The organism is Aliikangiella litoralis (assembly GCF_052495765.1).
Genome location: NZ_CP199292.1, coordinates 2,298,333 through 2,317,016 on the forward strand (window position 1 = coordinate 2,298,333; position 18,684 = coordinate 2,317,016).

An 18,684-nucleotide genomic window follows, 5' to 3' on the forward strand; every position below is an offset into this window, starting at 1 on the left:
ACCATTAAAATATTTTGACCGTTCAAAAAATGTGAGCTAGGAGGAGGAGCAATTGATTTCCTTGTAATTAAGGCTAAATTTACCTTTGGGTAGGAGAAATTAATAGTTTTCTGGTTATTTAAAAGACTGATTGCTGGTTAAACTGGTTCTTTTTAGTTTTATTAAAGTTTTCAACAGTTAATTTGTGTTAGCAAGATGCCCACTATTCTATTTGACGAAAATCAGAAGGTGTGACGCCAAAGTGTCGTTTAAAACTGGTTGAAAAATAATTACGTGAAGAAAACCCCGTCATTTTTCCTACCTGACCAATGGGGTATCCTTTTCTTAGCAAAACCAATGCTTTGTTTAAGCGATATTGACGAATATATTCTGCTGTGGATAAATTAACCATATCTTTGAGCTTTCTGGTTAAGTGACGAGAACTCAAATGCAAAGCATAAGCGACTTTTTCCACATCTAAAGATTCATCCGCGCAGTATGTTTCTAAGTATTCATTCAATTTAGTGAGCATTTCATTATTTGATGGGCTTGTTGCATTATCAGTCATCTCTGTATGAGTTGGCGACTCTCCCTGCATTATATTTTCTTCCACTGATGTTGAAGTGCTTGTCTCTGGTTGTTTATCTATAAGGGCAGTAGTTAAAGTTCCGTTTTTAATAAACTCAAGTATTGGCGGAAGCGCTGGTGAGGTAATTGAAAAAGGGAGTAATAGGATATTAGTCATTCGACTTAGTTGAGTCGCAATATTTGGCTCAATGAAGACATAGCAGATTACTATAATTGGGTTACTTTGGTTTCTTAATTGTTCTATTTGTTGATATTCATTCTGAGAAATACTTTCTACCGCTATTAGTATAGTTCCATTAATTGGGGAGATTGCTAAGGCGTCATCTAATTTTGAGTAACTGGTAATATCAAACTCAAGTGACAATAAGGCGTAGGGGTAAGCTTTATTGGTCAAGTTTATTAATATCAGTTGAGTTTGTTGAGAGAGTTTATCTGCTTCGTTAGTTAAAATGTTGATTTTAGTGCTCGTCTGGGTTGTCGTTTCAAGGTTTTCTCTCCAACGTTGAGTGGCGGTAAAGGTGACTTGCCATTCAAGCAGGTTTTGCCCTAGTCTCAATTCACTATCGATACCCAATGGTTTAGCACAATTGACGAGTATTTGAGCTAATGAAGAAAATAAATGAGTTGTCATTTCGAAATCAAGTGATTGTTCGTGAGCAAACTGGCTATGAATACTTAAAGTAGCTCTTCTTGCGCTGGATTTTAATAAAGTAATTTTAAGTGACTTTAATTGTGATGATTGAAACAATAAGCCGATTAGAGCAAAGTGATGTTTGATGAAATGTTCTGATGTTTTTGATGAAATATCACTAAGCTCTAGCTGATAACGGTTTCCTAGTTTTTCGGAAGTATTAAAATAACGTTTAATTAAGTGTTCGATAAGTGGCTTTAGTTCGATGGCATTTTCATTAGTTAAGTAACTCGTTTGATAAGTTGCTATTTGGGTTGAAAGTTTTATAAATTGTCCAACAACTGGGTTTGAATGATTGATATTATATTGTTTAGCTAGTTGTGGGCGAAGTAATAAGTAAAATGATTTCATTTCAGAAATAATAACTTCTGCTATGGTTCGTAATATTTGCTGTTCTTGTAGAATATCTTGAGATTTTTGTTTGAACTCTAAATGAGCTTGCTGGGCAATGTTAGCTTTTAAGTGTTTATTACGGAACCAATAAATTAAAAACAAGACAAACAAACCAAGTGTCATTAACCAATAATAAACAGGTGATATTATCACTGGCGATTCAGCATCGATAGTGAACTGATGGTATGTTTTCCAGGTATTTCCGAACTTAGTTGTAGAACGTATTTCTAAGGTAGAAACCCCACTTTTAAATTGACTTTGGTTAAGTTCCAGCTCCCAGTTTTTAACCGGGTGCCATGAGCCGTTGTTAATTCGGTAGGCCACTTTTATTTGGTTAGTCAGTGATATTTCACTCGGAGCAAATTGCCAGCGTATACGTTCTCCCTGTTTTAAGGAGATAGGCTGCTTTTGATTAGTGAACCATTCTTGTGTCTTTTTCTTTTTGCTATAGTGAGTAATGCGTGATAACTTTACAGATGAGTCAATATTAGTGTGTGGCAGTTCATTATTGATATCGACTTTTAAGAGTCCAGTAACAGTCGAAAATAATAAATTATTTTCCAGTGTTTTAATATTATAAACATTATATTCGTCATCAATCGCTCCGTCACTAGTCGAAAAACTAACCGCTTTATTTTGGGAGGGGTTGTAATAAAGTAATGCAGTACTGCCTCCTAGCCACAAGTTGTTTTTTTCTATACGCACAGAATAAAAAGCTGTTTGACCATAATCAAATGCCCGCAATTGTGGTGTGATAGTTTGTGTTAAGGTATTGTATTTCATTAACACATCTGATGTTAACAACCAAAGGTTATCCTCTTTATCAGGAATAATTTGATAAAATGCCTGACTTTTATCTGTAAACACATCAATTTCTTCGCCGCGTAATGTATCTAATTCAAATTTGAGTAGTTTTCCATGATCGCTGCAAATATAAAGATACTTTCCCAGGTGTGCTAAATCTTTCAGGTTAAGTTGTGACCACCGATGTTGCCAATTAATATCATCTCTTAATAAAACGACTTGATTTATTTTAGGATCGAAGAAAAAAACGCCTTCATTGGTGCTAACTCCCCAGATTTTATCTCTGACCCATTTCATTGTAATAATACTACTCAGAATAGGTGAAGAATCTGGTTTTAAATGTGTTAGCTGATTATTGTTAAGATCATAATGAAAGAGTCCAGTTAGTGTGGCTATCCAAAGATTATTTTCTTTTACCAGGAGAGCACTTGGGCGTCTTATTTGGTCCCGTTTATGATCAAACTCTAATGGTAGCTTCTTTATTTTTTTTGAAAGGTTATTCATGGTGTAAATATCACCGCCAGCAGTGCCAAAATAAATATTGTCTTGCTTATCCGAAGTCAATGCTGAAACAGAAAAAAGCGGGTTATTATCTTGGTTATTATTTAACACCTGAAAAGATTGGGCATTTTTATTGAGGTAACGCACACCCATGTCTAAAGTTCCAACCCAAACACCATCGTTTTTATCTAAAAATAAACTATTAATACTCAACCCGCTATCCAGTACTAGCGTTGCCAATGGTAGGTTAGCAGCATTATTATCAAACTGGTCTATTTGGAGTTTATAAAGTTTTTTAAACGTTGCCATCCATAAAATACCATCGCTCGATAATGATGCGCGAAAAGGAAAGCTGGCTAAACCTAAATCGGTATAACTTTTTTCAGAAATGAGCTGCAGCTCTTTATCTAATATATGTATATGCTTAAGACCAAATACTAAATACCCTGTGGGTGTAGGAACAACAGTATATTGAAATGCGCGCTTTAAATAATCAGGCCAATTTTCAGGTTGATACCACTTAGAGTTTTCTTGCAATACCCACAGGCCGCTGCTTGTGGCTAATAGTTTGGCATTCTTATGTGGCGTCGATTGCATAATAAACCAAGATCTTCTTGTTGTCTTTATTGGGTAGATATAACGATTAAGTACAGTGCCTTGAAGAGATAATTCAATCACACCCTGAGAATGAAAAAGTATTAACTTGTTTGGGCGACTAATTATTTTAGTAAAAGTCAACGGGTTTTCTTTTTGATACAATTGATCTAATGATATGAAGTTTTTAAATACTTTATTTGGGTCACGGTAAAATATAAATTGTTTTGATAGCACCCATAATCGTCCATTGTTGGCGAGTTCGATATCGTAAATTTCATTTTCTGGTATAGGGGAGTGAGGGGAGTTATGCAAAAATGCTAAATTGCGAACACCATCATATTGGTTCAACCCGTTAAAGGTGCCAAGCCAGATTGAGCCTTGCTGATCTTGAACAATATCATTTATCGTATTTTGAGTTAAACCTTGGCGAGTAGTTAGGGGTTCAAAAATAGATTGGAATTGGTTAGCAGATATCGAAAATGTATAAAATAAGTTGATAATAAATAGTGAGATAATGAGGTGATAGTTTTTATTCTTCTTATACATCGTCTTTTAATTAGCCTTCGATTAAAATTAATCAGTTGTCGGTATTAGGTATTACGATAAGATAACCTACCAAGAGTTAAACAATAACAAGAGTCAGGAAGCTATTTTAGAGCCCGCTTGAGATTATGGCAAGTTAGAAAATAAAAGACGGATGTTTTTTCTAGATGATAGCCTATGGTGTATGAGGGCTAATGCATCATTCTTCATTATAGTATTAATAGTTATGGAAGGTCTAAATATTAAAAGTGGCCTCTGTTAGAGATAAGATAACAAGTTTAGTTGTTATCACCTTTGTATTTTTATCAATACTTGCTGTGGTTGTATTAACCATATTCTGCTTATGGGGGCTTACAACCACAAAAGTATAAAGAGTGTTAATTTAAAAAAGTTTGTTTTTATTGACCGAATAGTGGTTTGGCAATAGCTTGTATTGTTTAATTAACTATATCCTTAAATGATTGCCCAGGTATTTTTTTCGAAGATTTAAAGTCTATCAAACCAGTTTTATAAAATAATAGGCCAATAATTAGGCCAACAATATTGAATGAGAGCGTTTTCAAAATATTCGGAATTGACTGGGTAATACTCTCTTGCGTTAAAATGGATAATAAGTCAGGAACTGATATTAATGTTGATAGTGAAAATATTACTATAAGTAAAAGGCCTATATAAATTTTGGTTCGCATTGCTTTATTCCTTGTGTAAAAAAATTGAAATTAATTAAACTTTCAAACAATTGAACAGCTATTTCAAATTGGTTTTAAGTGTTTGTATGATTGATTTAGTGATAATTTAGAGTGAAAAGATAGTCGCTTTTTTTTAAAAGTCAAAAAAATAGACCAATTCTTTTTGAAATTATAAGAGGTAAGAGCTCTTGCTGTTTTGTGGCTTTTATTAAAACAAATTAATATTGCCAATCGAAATAATTAAAAAATTAGTTCGGCAATTAATAAAGTGATAAGCAGGCTGTTAAATTGAAAGTTTATACCTTATTATATTGTTTTTTAGATAAGTATCATCAACTAAGTGAAATAATAAGAGGGAGTTGATGAAACTGTGATTGTTGCTTGAGATATGGTTGGGTGGTATTGAAGTGATTGAACTATGTGGCGGTTTTGTCCTTGAAAACAGAGGAACGATAATAGAAAGTATTAAAGGGGGACTGCATGGAATTCTCGGAGTTGGAAAATGAAAAGTTGCATAGTTTCTTAAATCAGTAAAGCTATCGCTAGATAACGATAAATAGAACATAAGCTCGCTAATGACTGGTGAAAAAAATTTGGCGAAGCTACTGGTTAATATATCACCAGAATTAAAAAGTGACGAGTTTGTTTTTTGTACTTTTGAAAGTGCTCATTATGTGAGCGTTCAAATTTAGAACCTATTGGCGCTTTTAGAAAAAAGGAAGGTCTGACTTTAATTATTTACAAGTCAAAAGCTGTTACACATTCGCAATGCGGTTACATCTGATCAACCGATTTAGCTGAGTTAGTTGCTCGAACATTTAATTAAGCTTTTAGCTATGAAAGTCAACTCTAAGCTATGAAAGTTCATCTCGAAAAAATCATACAGTATTTCTGTGCAGAGCAGGAGGTTGTTGCGCCTCGAATAACAATTTTATTGGTTTTTTACAAAAAATTAATGGCTTATGTGTTTAAGTGCTTGGGGGAAATCCGAGAGCGATTACATTATATGTTAAAGTGGGTTTTATTGTTGTTGGTAGTGCCGACTTTTTGTTGGCAATTATCACTAATGAGTTCGTATACTAGTTGCTAAAATTGGAGAGAAAGGGTTCGCAAAGCCTAATACAAAGGTTTCCATTTTTTGAAAACAGATGTTATGGGATAGCTGATAATTAAATAAATTATGAAAAGGGGTTAAAAACCCCTCTTCATAAAACTACTGCTTAGTTATTTCTCCGGGTTTGCTTTAATATTTAAAGTCACACCTGACGCTGCTCTGTATCCGCGAACATCAATGTGCCATGTATCGGCATCAGGGTTAGTGAAATCACAATTTTCAGTATTACCATTTTTGTATGGTCGGCAGTCATAAGATGAAGTGGTTGAAGCCGTACCTTTACGCACATATAAATCTGCATCACCTGTTCCACCAGAGATAGACACTTTTAGATCCTGATAACCTGCTGGTAATACTTGCGTGAAACGAGACCATTCACCTTGAGCAACAGAAACCGATTCTGTTCGAACAATTGGATCATTGCCTGGAGGAGGTGTTCCATCATCAGTATATTTACCAACTAGGCTAACACCAGAAAAAGCACTATAGGCTTTCACTCTAACATGATAGGTTCCACCTGCTTGGCTTCCGGTACAAGATTCTGTATTACCACTTTTATAAGGACGGCAATCATAACTTGAATCAGTTGGCGCTGAACCAAATTTGACATACATGTCAGCATCACCTGTGCCGCCGCTGATATCAAACTTGATATCTGTTGCGCCACGAGGCACTTCCATAGTGTAAACAACATCTTTGCCTTGGCTTGCTGATAACCCAGTTGCAGGAACACCATTTTTTAATACATTTCCACCTGGAGGCGGTGGTGGAGGTGGAGTAGTTCCGCCTATTTCAGTATTAATCCAATCAAGAAAAGCGGTAGTACGTACAAAAGCTGTAGCGCCTTTACAAGCTCTTCCCCAACTTACCGTACCAATACTGTATACATTGCCATTATGTCTAATAGCGTATGGTCCTCCACTATCACCATTACAAGCGGATTTACCGTCTGGACCACCACCACAAACGGTACGTTCATCGATACTACTGCCCAGCTCTTGTCGACATTGCTCAGTCGTTAACACTGGTAAGTCGACTTCGAGTAATACATTACTTGATGGTCCACCATTAGATGTATTTCCCCATCCTGAAACGGTAACATTAGTACCTGGTCCTGCAATCGTGTTTTCAAGTTCAGGGGTTGGCAGTAATGCGCGAGTAAGACTGCTTGCCGCAGGATTTGTTAACTTTAATAAAGCAATATCATTAGATGTTTGAGGGTGAAGAACAATTTTACTCACGCTATGAGTTGTTCCACTATTAACCGTATGTGAATTTAATCTTACTGTTAATGTGGACGTTGATGCATTATCAACACAATGTGCTGCAGTCAATATCCAATTATCAGCAATTAAAGTACCACCACACCATTGCCTACCATTGCGAACTAGCATTGCTTGATAGGTTCTAGAACCTGGTTGAGTTTCTACTCCGTTGACAATTTTTTTATCAATGCCATTACCCTGACTTTGACTTGTTAAGTCACTACTCGCAAAAACGTTGAGACTTAATGCGCTACAAATAGCGAGTATTAGTTTGGTTTTTTTATGGTTATTACTTAGAGTTAATTTTTTTTGCGTTTGTTCTAACATAATTATTTCTCTTGGATTTATAAGTGTTATTGATATAAGTTTAATTTCTTGGTGAAAGTAAACGCGTTTGAATGTGACCGATGGTACTTGGTTAAATTCAAATGTTATTTTACTTTGAGAATGGTTGTGACAATTCAAAGCTTTACTTTATTTGAAAATAACACTGTACTTAAAAATAAATCATCTCATAAATAATTTCTTTTGTTGTTGTGGTTTGTAGGTTTCTGTGGGTGACGTTAAACTACTAATAATATGTTGATAAGTTTGTTCGGTTTTTTTTATGATTAAGTTTGTTAATATGTGATTTGTCACGATTTTTTATGTTTGCTGCTGAAAAAAATATATTTCGGAATGTTATTGGTGTTTTAATGTGAGCAAGAAAAACAAGCTGTATGTTTGATGGTGAGTTTGTATTGTTCTTTTTTAGCAGAAGTAGAAGGGATGTGTTTTATATAAGTTTGACTCAACTAAATATATTCGGTTTTCTTGAGTGAAAGTTTAGTATGCTTTTCAGAATTAAGAAAATTACAGCTTATGAAGTAATGTTTTTGCTTTTTAAAAAGGTTGATTTTATTCGTGTTGAAAGTGAACTCTAATGTGATTATATATTTGTAATCAGAATGGTTGAACGGGTTTTAATAGCATTGGGTAAAGTTAATTGCTTCGAAACTTTACTGTGTGCGACTTAAATTAGAAATGAATATTCAATAACTCACTGAAAATGAATTTTTTTATGAGTAAATAAAAAATATCAAAGTATTCACCAGTTAGTTTAAATATGAGTTTTTATTTTTATATCTTCCTATACTCTGATCTAAAGTTGATATTGAGGATGAAGCATGAACTTGATTAGTCAGCTTAAGCTAAGCAAGCAAAAGAGGAGCTCAATTGCTCCTCTTTCTGAAAAGTATTATGTAATTACTTTTTCGGGTTTGCTTTAATATTTAAAGTCACACCTGACGCTGCTCTGTATCCGCGAACATCAATGTGCCATGTATCGGCACCAGGGTTAGTGAAATCACAATTTTCAGTATTACCATTTTTGTATGGTCGGCAGTCATAAGATGAAGTGGTTGAAGCCGTACCTTTACGCACATATAAATCTGCATCACCTGTTCCACCAGAGATAGACACTTTTAGATCCTGATAACCTGCTGGTAATACTTGCGTGAAACGAGACCATTCACCTTGAGCAACAGAAACCGATTCTGTTCGATCAATTGGATCATTACCTGGAGGAGGTGTTCCACCATCAGTATATTTACCAACTAGGCTAACACCAGAAAAAGCACTATAGGCTTTCACTCTAACATGATAGGTTCCACCTGCTTGGCTTCCGGTACAAGATTCTGTATTACCACTTTTATAAGGACGGCAATCATAACTTGAATCAGTTGGCGCTGAACCAAATTTGACATACATATCAGCATCACCTGTGCCGCCGCTGATATCAAACTTGATATCTGTTGCGCCACGAGGCACTTCCATAGTGTAAACAACATCCTTGCCTTGGCTTGCTGATAACCCAGTCGCAGGAACACCATTTTTTAATACACTTCCACCTGGAGGCGGTGGTGGAGTAGTTCCGCCAGCAGCTTGAACTGCACCAGGTGCATCTAAGAAACCTGCACCACAGTTACTGGTGTTACAACTTGAGCTGCCAGGGAAAGGGCGGACTGATTCTTTTAACTTTTGCTCTACTTCACTCGGTGTTAAATTGGGATTAACTGAAAACATTAACGCGGCCACACCGGCTACATGTGGAGCCGCCATCGAAGTTCCTGAATACCAGGCATAATTATCAGAAGCTGGTGTTGTTTGGCCTGAATTTAAAGTGGATAAAACGCCCACGTTTGTACCACCGTCTCCACCAGGCGCAGCAATATCAATGAGTGAACCGTAGTTAGAGTAGCTTGCTCGATTACCGTTTTTGTTACTTGCCGCAACAGATATAACGCCGTCACAGTTAGCAGGCGTAAAGCTTTTAACATCGCCGTTGCTGTTACCAGCTGCAACAACAACTACAGCACCATTCGCACGAGCAGAGTTAATAGCATTTTGGCTTGTTTGGCCACAACTGCCTTTTCCACCAAGACTTAAGTTGAGTACTTTAGCTGGATTTTGATTTGCCGGAACGCCGCTAACACTGCCGCCTGCTGACCAGATCATTGCGTCTGCTATATCGGCAGTGGTACCACCACACCGACCTAATACTCTTACAGGTACAACTTTAGACTCGTAAGCGATCCCTGCGACTCCTTTATTGTTATTACTAACGGCGGCTATGGTTCCAGCGACATGAGTACCATGCCAGGAAGAGTTTGTTGGTTGCGGATTTCCGCAAGCCCAAGCTGATTCAATCCAGTCGCCTTCATCTTTAGCATTTGAATCACGACCATTACCATCACGGGCTACTTGCGAACTGCTGATGAAATCATATCCACCAACAAGATTGGCCGCTAAATCTGCATGAGAAACATAACCGGTATCAATAACTGCAACGGTAACACCTTGTCCTTTAGTGGTATCCCATGCTGGTTCTATATCGATACCTACATTTGAGTCGCTATAGTGCCATTGTCGACCATAACTGGGATCGTTAACTGTTGCAAAAGCTTGCATCAGCAAGTTAGGTTCTGCGTATTCTACATTGGGGTTTTGCGATAATTCAAACGCCATTTTTTCTAATTCTTCAGCAGAATAGAGCTTATCTGTTTGTACAATTTGTGCATTAAAAGCATTAAATCGATGGTGACTTAGTTTGGCACCTAACGATTTGGATAAACTTTTCATTGCCTGCGCTGATGAACGAAGGTTTTGAGCTTGCGTTGATGTTAAGCCATTTTGATCTTTCCATTTTATGATCAGGCCTGTTCCTTGCTGGATCATACTAGCACTTTGAGCGTGCGGATCATTCGTTTCCGTTGCAATATTACCTATATCAGCATAACTACAAGTTGCACCTGTAGCTAATAAAATACTTGTAACTATTTTTTTAAGTTTCATTGTTATACCTTTTATTTTATTGATATGATATATCGTATCATGGTGTTATTAAAAAAAAGCAAAATGCTAATTAACACTTTTTATTAAAAATCTCGATTACAAAAAAGTAGCTCGATTACAAAAAGTGTAGGAACAATATTATTGATATATTCTTGGATATGCAAAAAAATAATGTGCAGGGATCACAAAAAAACAATGTGAATATTACCTTGAAAATATATTGTTAAATAAACATAAATTTGCAAAGTCAAAAAGTAACTCGGGTTGAGAGTTTTAAACTAATTAATATCATTATTAGTTTAAATACTTAAAACTTTTTGAATGTTTATTCAAAATAAATAGTTGTTCAAGGTTGTCTTGGATTCGATTTTTTATAGAGAATCAGTCGTTATTCGCTTAATCAAAAAGGTTCAGTGAGAAAGAAAATATCGTTATGAATTGGTTTTTTTAGTGATAGTAAATATTATTAATGCCATAAATAAAAATAAGCAGAGTGCAAATAATTCACGTAATACATCATTGTTTGGTTTATAAATAAATTTTGGTATTCGCTCTAAGCTTTCAGGATTAATCTTTTTGTTTAGCATAACATAAGAAAACCAAAAGTCTTGTGTGGTTTTATGCCATTCAATAGTCTGTTTTAAATAATCCTGATAATCTTTCGCGCCCGTATTAGATAAATCTTCAAAGGCTTTTTGCATGACTAACGTTGGAGATAGCCAGAGCCAAATAGAGTGAGTATTGGTTCGATAATTAAAATATTGCTCTGCAAGAGTTTCGACTTTTTCATCGCTCATCTTTTGCATTGCGAAATACCAGCTCCAGTCTGAACTGTTGCTTGATTCTAACTTAGGTTTCCATTTTGGGTATTTAATCAGAAAAGCATCAAAATCAGCTTTTTTGTCTCTATCCCAACTATCATTCATGTCTTGGCGTTGGTTAACCAGAAGCTCAATGCCTGTGTTATAGGCTTTACTATCTAGTTGGCTATTGTAGTGCACAGCTGGAAGCAACCAAACGCTCACTATCCAAACAAACAGAAAGCTTAGAATACTCTGACGGGCATTGAGGTAAAAAAAAGTGATTAAGCCAGCAATAACAAACCAGAAAACTTGATAAGTAATGAGTAAAAAGAATATTGTTGCTGTTACTTGATCGAGTGAAATCGGTAACAGAAAAACTGTAGCTAAAAAAATAATAAGGTTCAGAGATAATACCAAAGCAAACCGAACGATTAGTCGGTTGATAATCAGATGCTTTGAATTGGCTAAGGTAGATAAAAGTGGCCATCGCCCTAGACGACGGTCATTGGCAACAAAAGTAACAGAGAGTAATCCAATTAACACTGGTAGTAGATATAGCCATACAAACCCTACATCTAGAGAACCCAACATAGAATGTTCTGTATTACGAATAGGAGTTCCATGAATTTGACCATGAACAGCTAATGCTCGAACGCGCTGTAATATAAAGTTTTCGCTGCGTTCACCTGAAAATAACGCAGACCAAGGAGAGGGGGTTAATGATACGGGATTAAATAAATAATAAGCAGGATAACCAGCCTCTTTATGATTAACTTTTTCTTTCCAAAGTTGAATGTCTGTTTGATATTGAAGCTGTAATTTTTCTATGTCAGTATGATCTTTATAAAATCGATAAGTGCCTAAGAATAAAGCCAGTGCTAATACTGTTAAGTAAGCTGTACTTAGCAGCAATACTGATCTATTCCGAATTAATAAACGAAGCTCTACTAGCATTAGTTGAATCATCGTGTGACCTCTTGCTGACGAAATCGATATACAATAGCGATGACAAGACTGCTCCAAAGTAATAATGATAAAACAACAATGCCGTGTATTTTGTAATTAACAGGATAATCATAATTAAAAAGAGCCATGTCCTGCCAAACTTTAGCCGGAATTTTCTGATTGCCATCCTTTTTTCTTTTTATTTGATGACTATGTAAGTGATTCAATCTTTGTATTAAATCATAGCGAAAATTTTCCGCTGCTTGCTCAAAATGATCGGCGGAGTCTCGGTCGGTGTGTGCTATTTTTTGTGTGATATGCTGAGCTGTAATTAAAGGTGAAAGCATACCAAACCACAAACGTAAACGATCTTGGTGAGCAAATTGTGTCATTATGTTTTTATAGTGTTCCTGAAAAATTTGACTAGTGATGCGCTCGCCTTCAGCCGATACTAAACCTTTCCAGTTAATGGGTAAATCTTCGACTCGGTCAACTCCATATTGGACGAGAGTACGATTTTTAAATTCCGAGAAATAAGGATCGTCCGGGTTATGGGAATCACCAACAGCTTTTACCGCTTTTTCAACAGCAGCATCAAAATTGGCTCGATCAGGTGTTGGATATACTGCTTGTGCTAACCCCACTGAAATTTTGGGTAGTACAACTACTAAGAGTATCCATATCGTAAGTAAACGCCAAAGGCTTTGTTGGCTATTTTTAGAATAAAAAGACAAACCAAAAATAAGACTTAGCCAAAAAACGGTATAAACAGCAAATACAAGTAGTATAAGTGTTACATCAATAAGCAAAGAGTAGCTTAAATTATTGTTAATACCTAAAAAAGTAATACTTGTTACTCCAACCGCACACAATAATATCGCTGCATAAATCGCTAATACGCCAAGTTTGCCTAAGAATAAATGCCATACAGAAGTACCTAAACTCGATAGCCAATATAGGCGTCCCGTATCCCACTCGTTACTGAATGCGCTATATCCAAGAACAATCAATAATAAAGGCCAGAAAACTAGCATTAACGTGGATACTGAAGGAAAAGCAAATTTTAAATTAATCGGATTAATTGCAGAGCTTTGTACCGAACTACTATTTTGTCGGTGGGCTTCCAAAAATAAATAGTGGCCTACATAAGGAGTGACTCCTGGTTCTATAAAACTTAATGGTGCTAATGGTCGTATAACAACATGGCCATAATGTGCCACTCTATGTGGGTGACGAGCGGGTTGATTGGCCCATAGTAGATCGTTGGTTGTTTGCCAGTGGTCTTGTGCTTCACTTAAGATCTCTTTTTGTTGCCAATGAATGAACGCTGTTCCCAATAATAAAATACACAAGATAACCATCAGTAATAGATGGGTTTTAGTTCGCATCTGGCGAAGCCATTCGTTATGAAAAATATGACCAAGCATAATTCTTTTACTCGTTATTTATTTTCAATATTGGTTACTTTTTTACTCGTTAACCGAATTAAAATAATGTGCTTCTAATTGATCTAATGTTAATTCATGATTAACAATTCGTTTTTTCAATATCCCTTGTTGGAGAATACCAATCTCATCAGCTAACAAGTGGGCACATTGAAGATCATGAGAAACCATTACTACACAGACACCTGAGCTTTTTAAAGAGTTGATAAATGCAACAAATTCTTTTATAGCTATGGGATCAAGCCCTGTTGTTGGTTCGTCGAGTAATAATAATTTAGGCTTTTTTAATTTTGCCAGAGCTAATGCCACTTTTTGTCTCATACCTTTTGAATAGTCGCTTACATACTTTGAGTGTTCATCGGCCTGTAAGCCAACCTCAGTAATTGCCTTGTGAATATCATTTTTGCTGACTGTTATGCCTGCCAACTTGGTCAGATAAGAAAGGTTTTCTGTTGCTGTAAATTCTGGGTAAAGGTTAACTTGATCGGGCAAATAAAAAATGTCTTCTCTTACTTTGTGACGTTCCTTCCACAGATGATTATCACCAAATTTTAATTCACCATGATCCGGCTTTATAAACCCTAATAGCATGCTAATGGTTGTGCTTTTACCTGCGCCATTGCCACCAAGCAAGCAAAAAGCTTTTCCTTTTTCTACGGAAAAACTAAGTTTATCGACCGCGACTTTTTGACCAAAATGTTTACTGATATTATCTACGATTAATTGTCCCATTTTATTAACCTTAATTCGCTCTTATCCACAAAATCGCTTTAGTGTTTACACGGAAACTAAAAACTGTTTATGAATACGTTGGCTGTAGTAGTTATGTCTAACTTAATCTATTCATATGAAAAAGCTTTTCAAATTCATTGTTATGTTATAGCATATCATTTTGATTGAAAAGCTTTTTTATAAACTTACTCAGATAAGCTGGCTAATTATTATAGAAATTAAAGTATTCAAGATGCTAACTTTTAGACATAGTACGTGACCTTAAATCAGACACTATTATTTTACTAGTGTTATATTTTTGTGTGAACGAATAAAAATTTCCTTAGAAAATCAAAGGAGTTGACGACATGAAATTACAACATCAACTATTACAATACTCTTTATTGATTTTTCTATTTTTTTTGAACGCTAACATAGCTATTTCAAAAAACATTGATTCTCCAAATAAAATAGCTAAAAGTAGCATCATACAGAAGAAACCTTATCGCTTTCCTTTTGAGAATTACGAAGCTTTTATTGAATTTATGAAAGGCAGTAAATTTGCTAAGCCGCCTTGGAGTAATTCAGAATTAAGAGCTTCTTTTCCTGAAACTGTTTATGAAAAATGCCTTAACCCAAAGCAAATGCAGTTTTGGGAGATACTCTATCAAAGCCCAAATGGTATAACACGAGGATGGACTGTCCGCCCTAAAACAAGTGAAAAAGCTTTGCCTATTGTTGTGTTTAATCGAGGTGGTTTTGCCAAGTGGGGGAGAATTGTTCCTTTTGAGTTAGCTTCATTATGCCGTATTGCTGCACAAGGTTATATGGTTATCGCCAGCGATTTTAGAGGTCTGAAAGAGGGCACAGGAAAACAGGATAAAACCGATCTTGGTTATGGAGACGTGCAGGACAGTTTTTATTTAATTGATGCTATCAGCCAAGAGCATGCTGACCTTGATACAGATAATCTTGCTGTTTGGGGATTTAGTCGTGGCACAACCCTATCAGCAATGATGGCAACGCAATCTGACAAGATTCGTTTGGTCATTCTACATGGCATGGTAACCGATTTGATCAACGATTCTCGCCGAGCTGAATTTGATGAACATGTCTATCCCTTGCTTGTGAATAATTATGCAAAGCTAGCTAAATCTAAACAAAATAAACTGCTTGCAGGAATTACTCCGGCTCTGTTAATAAATCAAATAAAAGGTAATCCAGGTTTTCTTATTTTACACGGCGGTAAAGATACCCGTACATCCGCTTACGATGCGCTTATTTATGCGAGTAAATTGCTTGAACGAAAACACTCTGTAGAGTTTCATCTTTATTCACAATCAGGGCATACACTAAGCGGAAATTACAATGAGTATATTAACAAAGTGATTGACGCTTTAAACCAATACCTACCAACTGATTAATAGTAAAAAATGGAAAAAATTTATAGAGACTCAATATCAGAAAAACTAATATCACAAGAGTTAATATCACAAAACACCTTGTTTAATAATGGTGAACGAATCGAAACTTTGGATGTGCTAAGAGGTTTTGCTCTGTTTGGTATCATGTCCATTAATATTTTTATTTTTGTGCATCCGGTTAACTGGTTTGATGTTTCATGGAACGAGATTGGCCCACTTGAGTACAGCTTTGAGATAGTTAAACTGCTTTTTGTTCAAGGCAAGTTTTACTCATTATTTGCCTTTTTATTCGGTTTAGGATTCGCTGTACAGCTTGCTTCGGCTGAACGTCGCGGCGACAGTTTTACTCTGCGGTTTATATGGCGAATGGTTATCTTATTGATTATTGCGCTCATACATTTTACCTTTATATGGAATGGCGATATTCTCAAAAATTATGCGCTTGCAGGACTGATGTTATTATTTTTGTATGGGTTGAAACGTCTTGTAGATAATGGTTATAAACGTTTTTCTCGAAAAAATAAAGCGCCAAGGTGGTTGATCATTGTTGCTGCTTGTTTATGCCTGTTTGGTCCCTATGCTATTAAAGGCGGTAAAGCTTTTCAAGAATCACTGACTATCAATAAATACCAAGCTGGTGATCTATTAACGGAGAGCGAGCAGCATTTTATCGAACAATGGGAAAAAGCGAAACTGGCTGAAAGCATTGAGGAGAAAAAAGCTAAGAAAGCAATAAAACATGAAATGTTTGTCAGCCTAGGCTACGCTGAAGTACTGGCTTATCGAATCGAGTTACTACCTAAAAAAATATGGCAACCGACTTTTAATTTTTTAATATTGGGGCTATTTCTATTTGGTGCTTACTTCGGTAGGAAAAAACTGATTGAGCGAGCCGCACAAAAACGAGCGTTTTTTATTAGACTGATTGTTGGTAGTTTTGTTGTTGGTATGGCTTTTAATATATTGTTCATCTGGGCCATGGTTAATATGCCGCCTCAGGTTGGATCTTTTTGGAGTTTTGCTATCAATCTTGGTAAATCTGGATCAGGAATATGCTTTGCGCTTATGTATACAGCTATTATCAGCTTAGTGATGTTCAGTTCCGCTAAACGTTTTTTGCGCTGGCTAGCGCCAGTGGGCCGAATGGCACTCACTCATTATTTATTGCAATCATTGATTGGTACTTGGGTGTTCTATGGTCACGGACTTGGTTTGATGAGCAATTTTAGTTACATTTTTCAGATTGCCTTTGTGGTTGTTTTATTTGCAGTCCAAGCGGTATTCAGTCATTGGTGGTTTGCTCGCTACCGCTTAGGACCGGTAGAGTGGCTGTGGCGTTCGCTAACATATTGGCGATGTCAGCCGATGCGGTTAAATAGAGCAGAAACTATGCTCGCCGTCTGAGTTAAATTTATTGGCCAGAAAAATAAAGTAGCTAAGTAGATTGTTTTAACCCAGCGAAGATTAATTATTCGACTCTATTTTTTTCACCGTACAATTAGCTTCTCCATCGCTTAACAACAAGTCGACAGTTTGCCCTATTGAAAGTTGAGAAGTTCGGTTAATTATTTTTTTACTTTCTGGCTCTCGAACAATTGAATAGCCTCTGCTTAAGGTTGAAAGTGGGCTTAAGGTATCTAATGAACTTGCCGTTATTTTTAATTGATTGTTTAATTTCTCAAATTGACCCTGCCATTCGGAAAAGAGTTGATATTTAAGTTTAAGTATACGTTGTTGATTGGCTTTTAATTCATTTATTGGGTTTAGTTGATCAAGCTTTCGAGATAGTTGGTCTAATTGCTTTTGACTGTCGGCAGTATTTTCTCTATAAGTTGAAATTAATTTCTGGTAGGTATTGGTTAGTTGATATTGATTAGAAGCAATAAGATTGGCTGGATTAGATAACTTTAGTTGAGCAACATTTAGCTGAGTTTGTAGTTTGTCAACTTTAGATTGTAATACTTGTGTTAAATTAAATGTAAGGTTGTCAATATTTTGCTGTAATACATTCTGTTCTGGCACTAAAAGTTCAGCTGCCGCAGAGGGAGTTGGGGCTCTTAGGTCGGCAACTAACTCAGCAATTGTGGTATCGACTTCATGGCCCACTGCGGCAACAAGTGGAATTTGGCAGTGAAAAATCTGTTCGGCGAGCTTTTCATCATTAAAACACCAAAGATCTTCCAAAGAGCCGCCTCCACGAGTAAGTAGTAGCACGTCACACTCAGCTCTTTTTTCGGCTGTTTTTAAAGCGTTAATAAGGCTTTTACTGGCTGCTGCACCTTGAACCTGAGAGGGATAAATCAGTACTGGAATCATCGGACAACGTCGTTCTAATACGTTGAGCACATCATGAATGGCTGCTCCTGTTGCCGAAGTAATTACTCCAATGCGTTTTGGCATTGTTGGGAGTGCTTTTTTATGTTGTTCATCAAATAAACCTTCTGAACGAAGTTTTTGCATTAGGAGATTTAATTGGTGCTGTAGTGTTCCTTGACCATCAGGTTCCATGTAGTCTGCAACAATCTGATACTCTCCACGAGCTTCATATAGAGTTACTTTACCTTTAATAATGACTTTATCACCATTTTCAGGAGAGAAACGTAAGTTTTGTGTTTTAAACCGAAACATAGCGCAGCGTATCTGGGCTGATTGATCTTTGAGCGAAAAATACCAGTGGCCTGATACTGCCTTGGTTAGATTTGATATTTCTCCACTTAGCCAAACACTGCCTATTTGGTTCTCAATAGTTTGTTTAGACTGTTTATTGAGTTGGCTAACGGTTAATACGATTCTTTCCGGTGGCTGTTGAGGCTTTAAAAATGGCTGAATCATGAGTTTGACCAATTACATGGGATTTGA

11 protein-coding genes are annotated in these 18,684 nt (G+C 36.2%); 4 read left to right on the forward strand and 7 right to left on the reverse strand.

From position 1 onward, the window contains the following. Window positions 1–202: 202 nt before the first annotated feature. A complete protein-coding gene (locus ACT5E3_RS09500) occupies window positions 203–4,099 on the reverse strand; it encodes an AraC family transcriptional regulator (protein ID WP_444998067.1) in 3,897 nt (1,298 codons plus the stop codon). A 1,060-nt stretch (window positions 4,100–5,159) separates the two neighbouring features. Here ACT5E3_RS09500 and ACT5E3_RS09505 point away from each other — a divergent pair. Further along, window positions 5,160–5,291 carry a hypothetical protein gene (locus ACT5E3_RS09505; RefSeq protein ID WP_444998068.1) on the forward strand — a complete coding sequence of 44 codons (132 nt, stop codon included), beginning with the start codon at window positions 5,160–5,162 and terminating at the stop codon, window positions 5,289–5,291. A 69-nt stretch (window positions 5,292–5,360) separates the two neighbouring features. Continuing rightward, window positions 5,361–5,477, forward strand: a complete 117-nt coding sequence (locus ACT5E3_RS09510) for an ACT domain-containing protein (protein WP_444998069.1) — start codon at window positions 5,361–5,363, stop codon at window positions 5,475–5,477. A gap of 532 nt (window positions 5,478–6,009) precedes the next feature. Here the strand turns inward: ACT5E3_RS09510 and ACT5E3_RS09515 are convergent. The 5 genes from ACT5E3_RS09515 to ACT5E3_RS09535 form a co-directional block, all read right to left on the reverse strand. Further along, window positions 6,010–7,491: a trypsin-like serine protease gene (locus ACT5E3_RS09515; protein ID WP_444998070.1), complete on the reverse strand. Its 1,482-nt coding sequence runs from the start codon at window positions 7,489–7,491 to the stop codon at window positions 6,010–6,012. Between the two features lie 918 nt (window positions 7,492–8,409). Then, window positions 8,410–10,497, reverse strand: coding sequence for a S8 family peptidase (locus ACT5E3_RS09520; RefSeq protein WP_444998071.1), 2,088 nt, complete (start codon window positions 10,495–10,497; stop codon window positions 8,410–8,412). Between the two features lie 431 nt (window positions 10,498–10,928). Continuing rightward, window positions 10,929–12,266 carry a DUF3526 domain-containing protein gene (locus ACT5E3_RS09525; protein WP_444998072.1) on the reverse strand — a complete coding sequence of 446 codons (1,338 nt, stop codon included), beginning with the start codon at window positions 12,264–12,266 and terminating at the stop codon, window positions 10,929–10,931. Beyond that, window positions 12,263–13,633 carry an ABC transporter permease gene (locus ACT5E3_RS09530; RefSeq protein ID WP_444998073.1) on the reverse strand — a complete coding sequence of 457 codons (1,371 nt, stop codon included), beginning with the start codon at window positions 13,631–13,633 and terminating at the stop codon, window positions 12,263–12,265. The genes ACT5E3_RS09525 and ACT5E3_RS09530 overlap by 4 nt, the downstream gene beginning before the upstream one ends. Window positions 13,634–13,714: 81 nt before the next feature. Continuing rightward, window positions 13,715–14,422, reverse strand: coding sequence for an ABC transporter ATP-binding protein (locus ACT5E3_RS09535; protein ID WP_444998074.1), 708 nt, complete (start codon window positions 14,420–14,422; stop codon window positions 13,715–13,717). A gap of 347 nt (window positions 14,423–14,769) precedes the next feature. On the opposite strand from ACT5E3_RS09535, the gene ACT5E3_RS09540 reads away from it, so the two are divergent. Continuing rightward, window positions 14,770–15,825, forward strand: coding sequence for an alpha/beta hydrolase family protein (locus ACT5E3_RS09540; protein WP_444998075.1), 1,056 nt, complete (start codon window positions 14,770–14,772; stop codon window positions 15,823–15,825). A 9-nt stretch (window positions 15,826–15,834) separates the two neighbouring features. Next, window positions 15,835–17,229, forward strand: a complete 1,395-nt coding sequence (locus ACT5E3_RS09545; RefSeq protein WP_444998076.1) for a DUF418 domain-containing protein — start codon at window positions 15,835–15,837, stop codon at window positions 17,227–17,229. Window positions 17,230–17,289: 60 nt separating this feature from the next. Here the strand turns inward: ACT5E3_RS09545 and xseA are convergent, their stop codons facing one another. Beyond that, a complete protein-coding gene (gene xseA / locus ACT5E3_RS09550) occupies window positions 17,290–18,657 on the reverse strand; it encodes an exodeoxyribonuclease VII large subunit (protein WP_444998077.1) in 1,368 nt (455 codons plus the stop codon). Window positions 18,658–18,684 lie beyond the last annotated feature (27 nt).

Coding starts and splice junctions, on each gene's coding strand:
- ACT5E3_RS09500 (WP_444998067.1), bottom strand. CDS start 4,099: ATGTATAAGAAGAATAAAAACTATCACCTCATTATCTCACTATTTATT.
- ACT5E3_RS09510 (WP_444998069.1), top strand. CDS start 5,361: ATGACTGGTGAAAAAAATTTGGCGAAGCTACTGGTTAATATATCACCA.
- ACT5E3_RS09515 (WP_444998070.1), bottom strand. CDS start 7,491: ATGTTAGAACAAACGCAAAAAAAATTAACTCTAAGTAATAACCATAAA.
- ACT5E3_RS09520 (WP_444998071.1), bottom strand. CDS start 10,497: ATGAAACTTAAAAAAATAGTTACAAGTATTTTATTAGCTACAGGTGCA.
- ACT5E3_RS09525 (WP_444998072.1), bottom strand. CDS start 12,266: ATGATTCAACTAATGCTAGTAGAGCTTCGTTTATTAATTCGGAATAGA.
- ACT5E3_RS09530 (WP_444998073.1), bottom strand. CDS start 13,633: ATGCGAACTAAAACCCATCTATTACTGATGGTTATCTTGTGTATTTTA.
- ACT5E3_RS09535 (WP_444998074.1), bottom strand. CDS start 14,422: ATGGGACAATTAATCGTAGATAATATCAGTAAACATTTTGGTCAAAAA.
- ACT5E3_RS09540 (WP_444998075.1), top strand. CDS start 14,770: ATGAAATTACAACATCAACTATTACAATACTCTTTATTGATTTTTCTA.
- ACT5E3_RS09545 (WP_444998076.1), top strand. CDS start 15,835: ATGGAAAAAATTTATAGAGACTCAATATCAGAAAAACTAATATCACAA.
- xseA (WP_444998077.1), bottom strand. CDS start 18,657: ATGATTCAGCCATTTTTAAAGCCTCAACAGCCACCGGAAAGAATCGTA.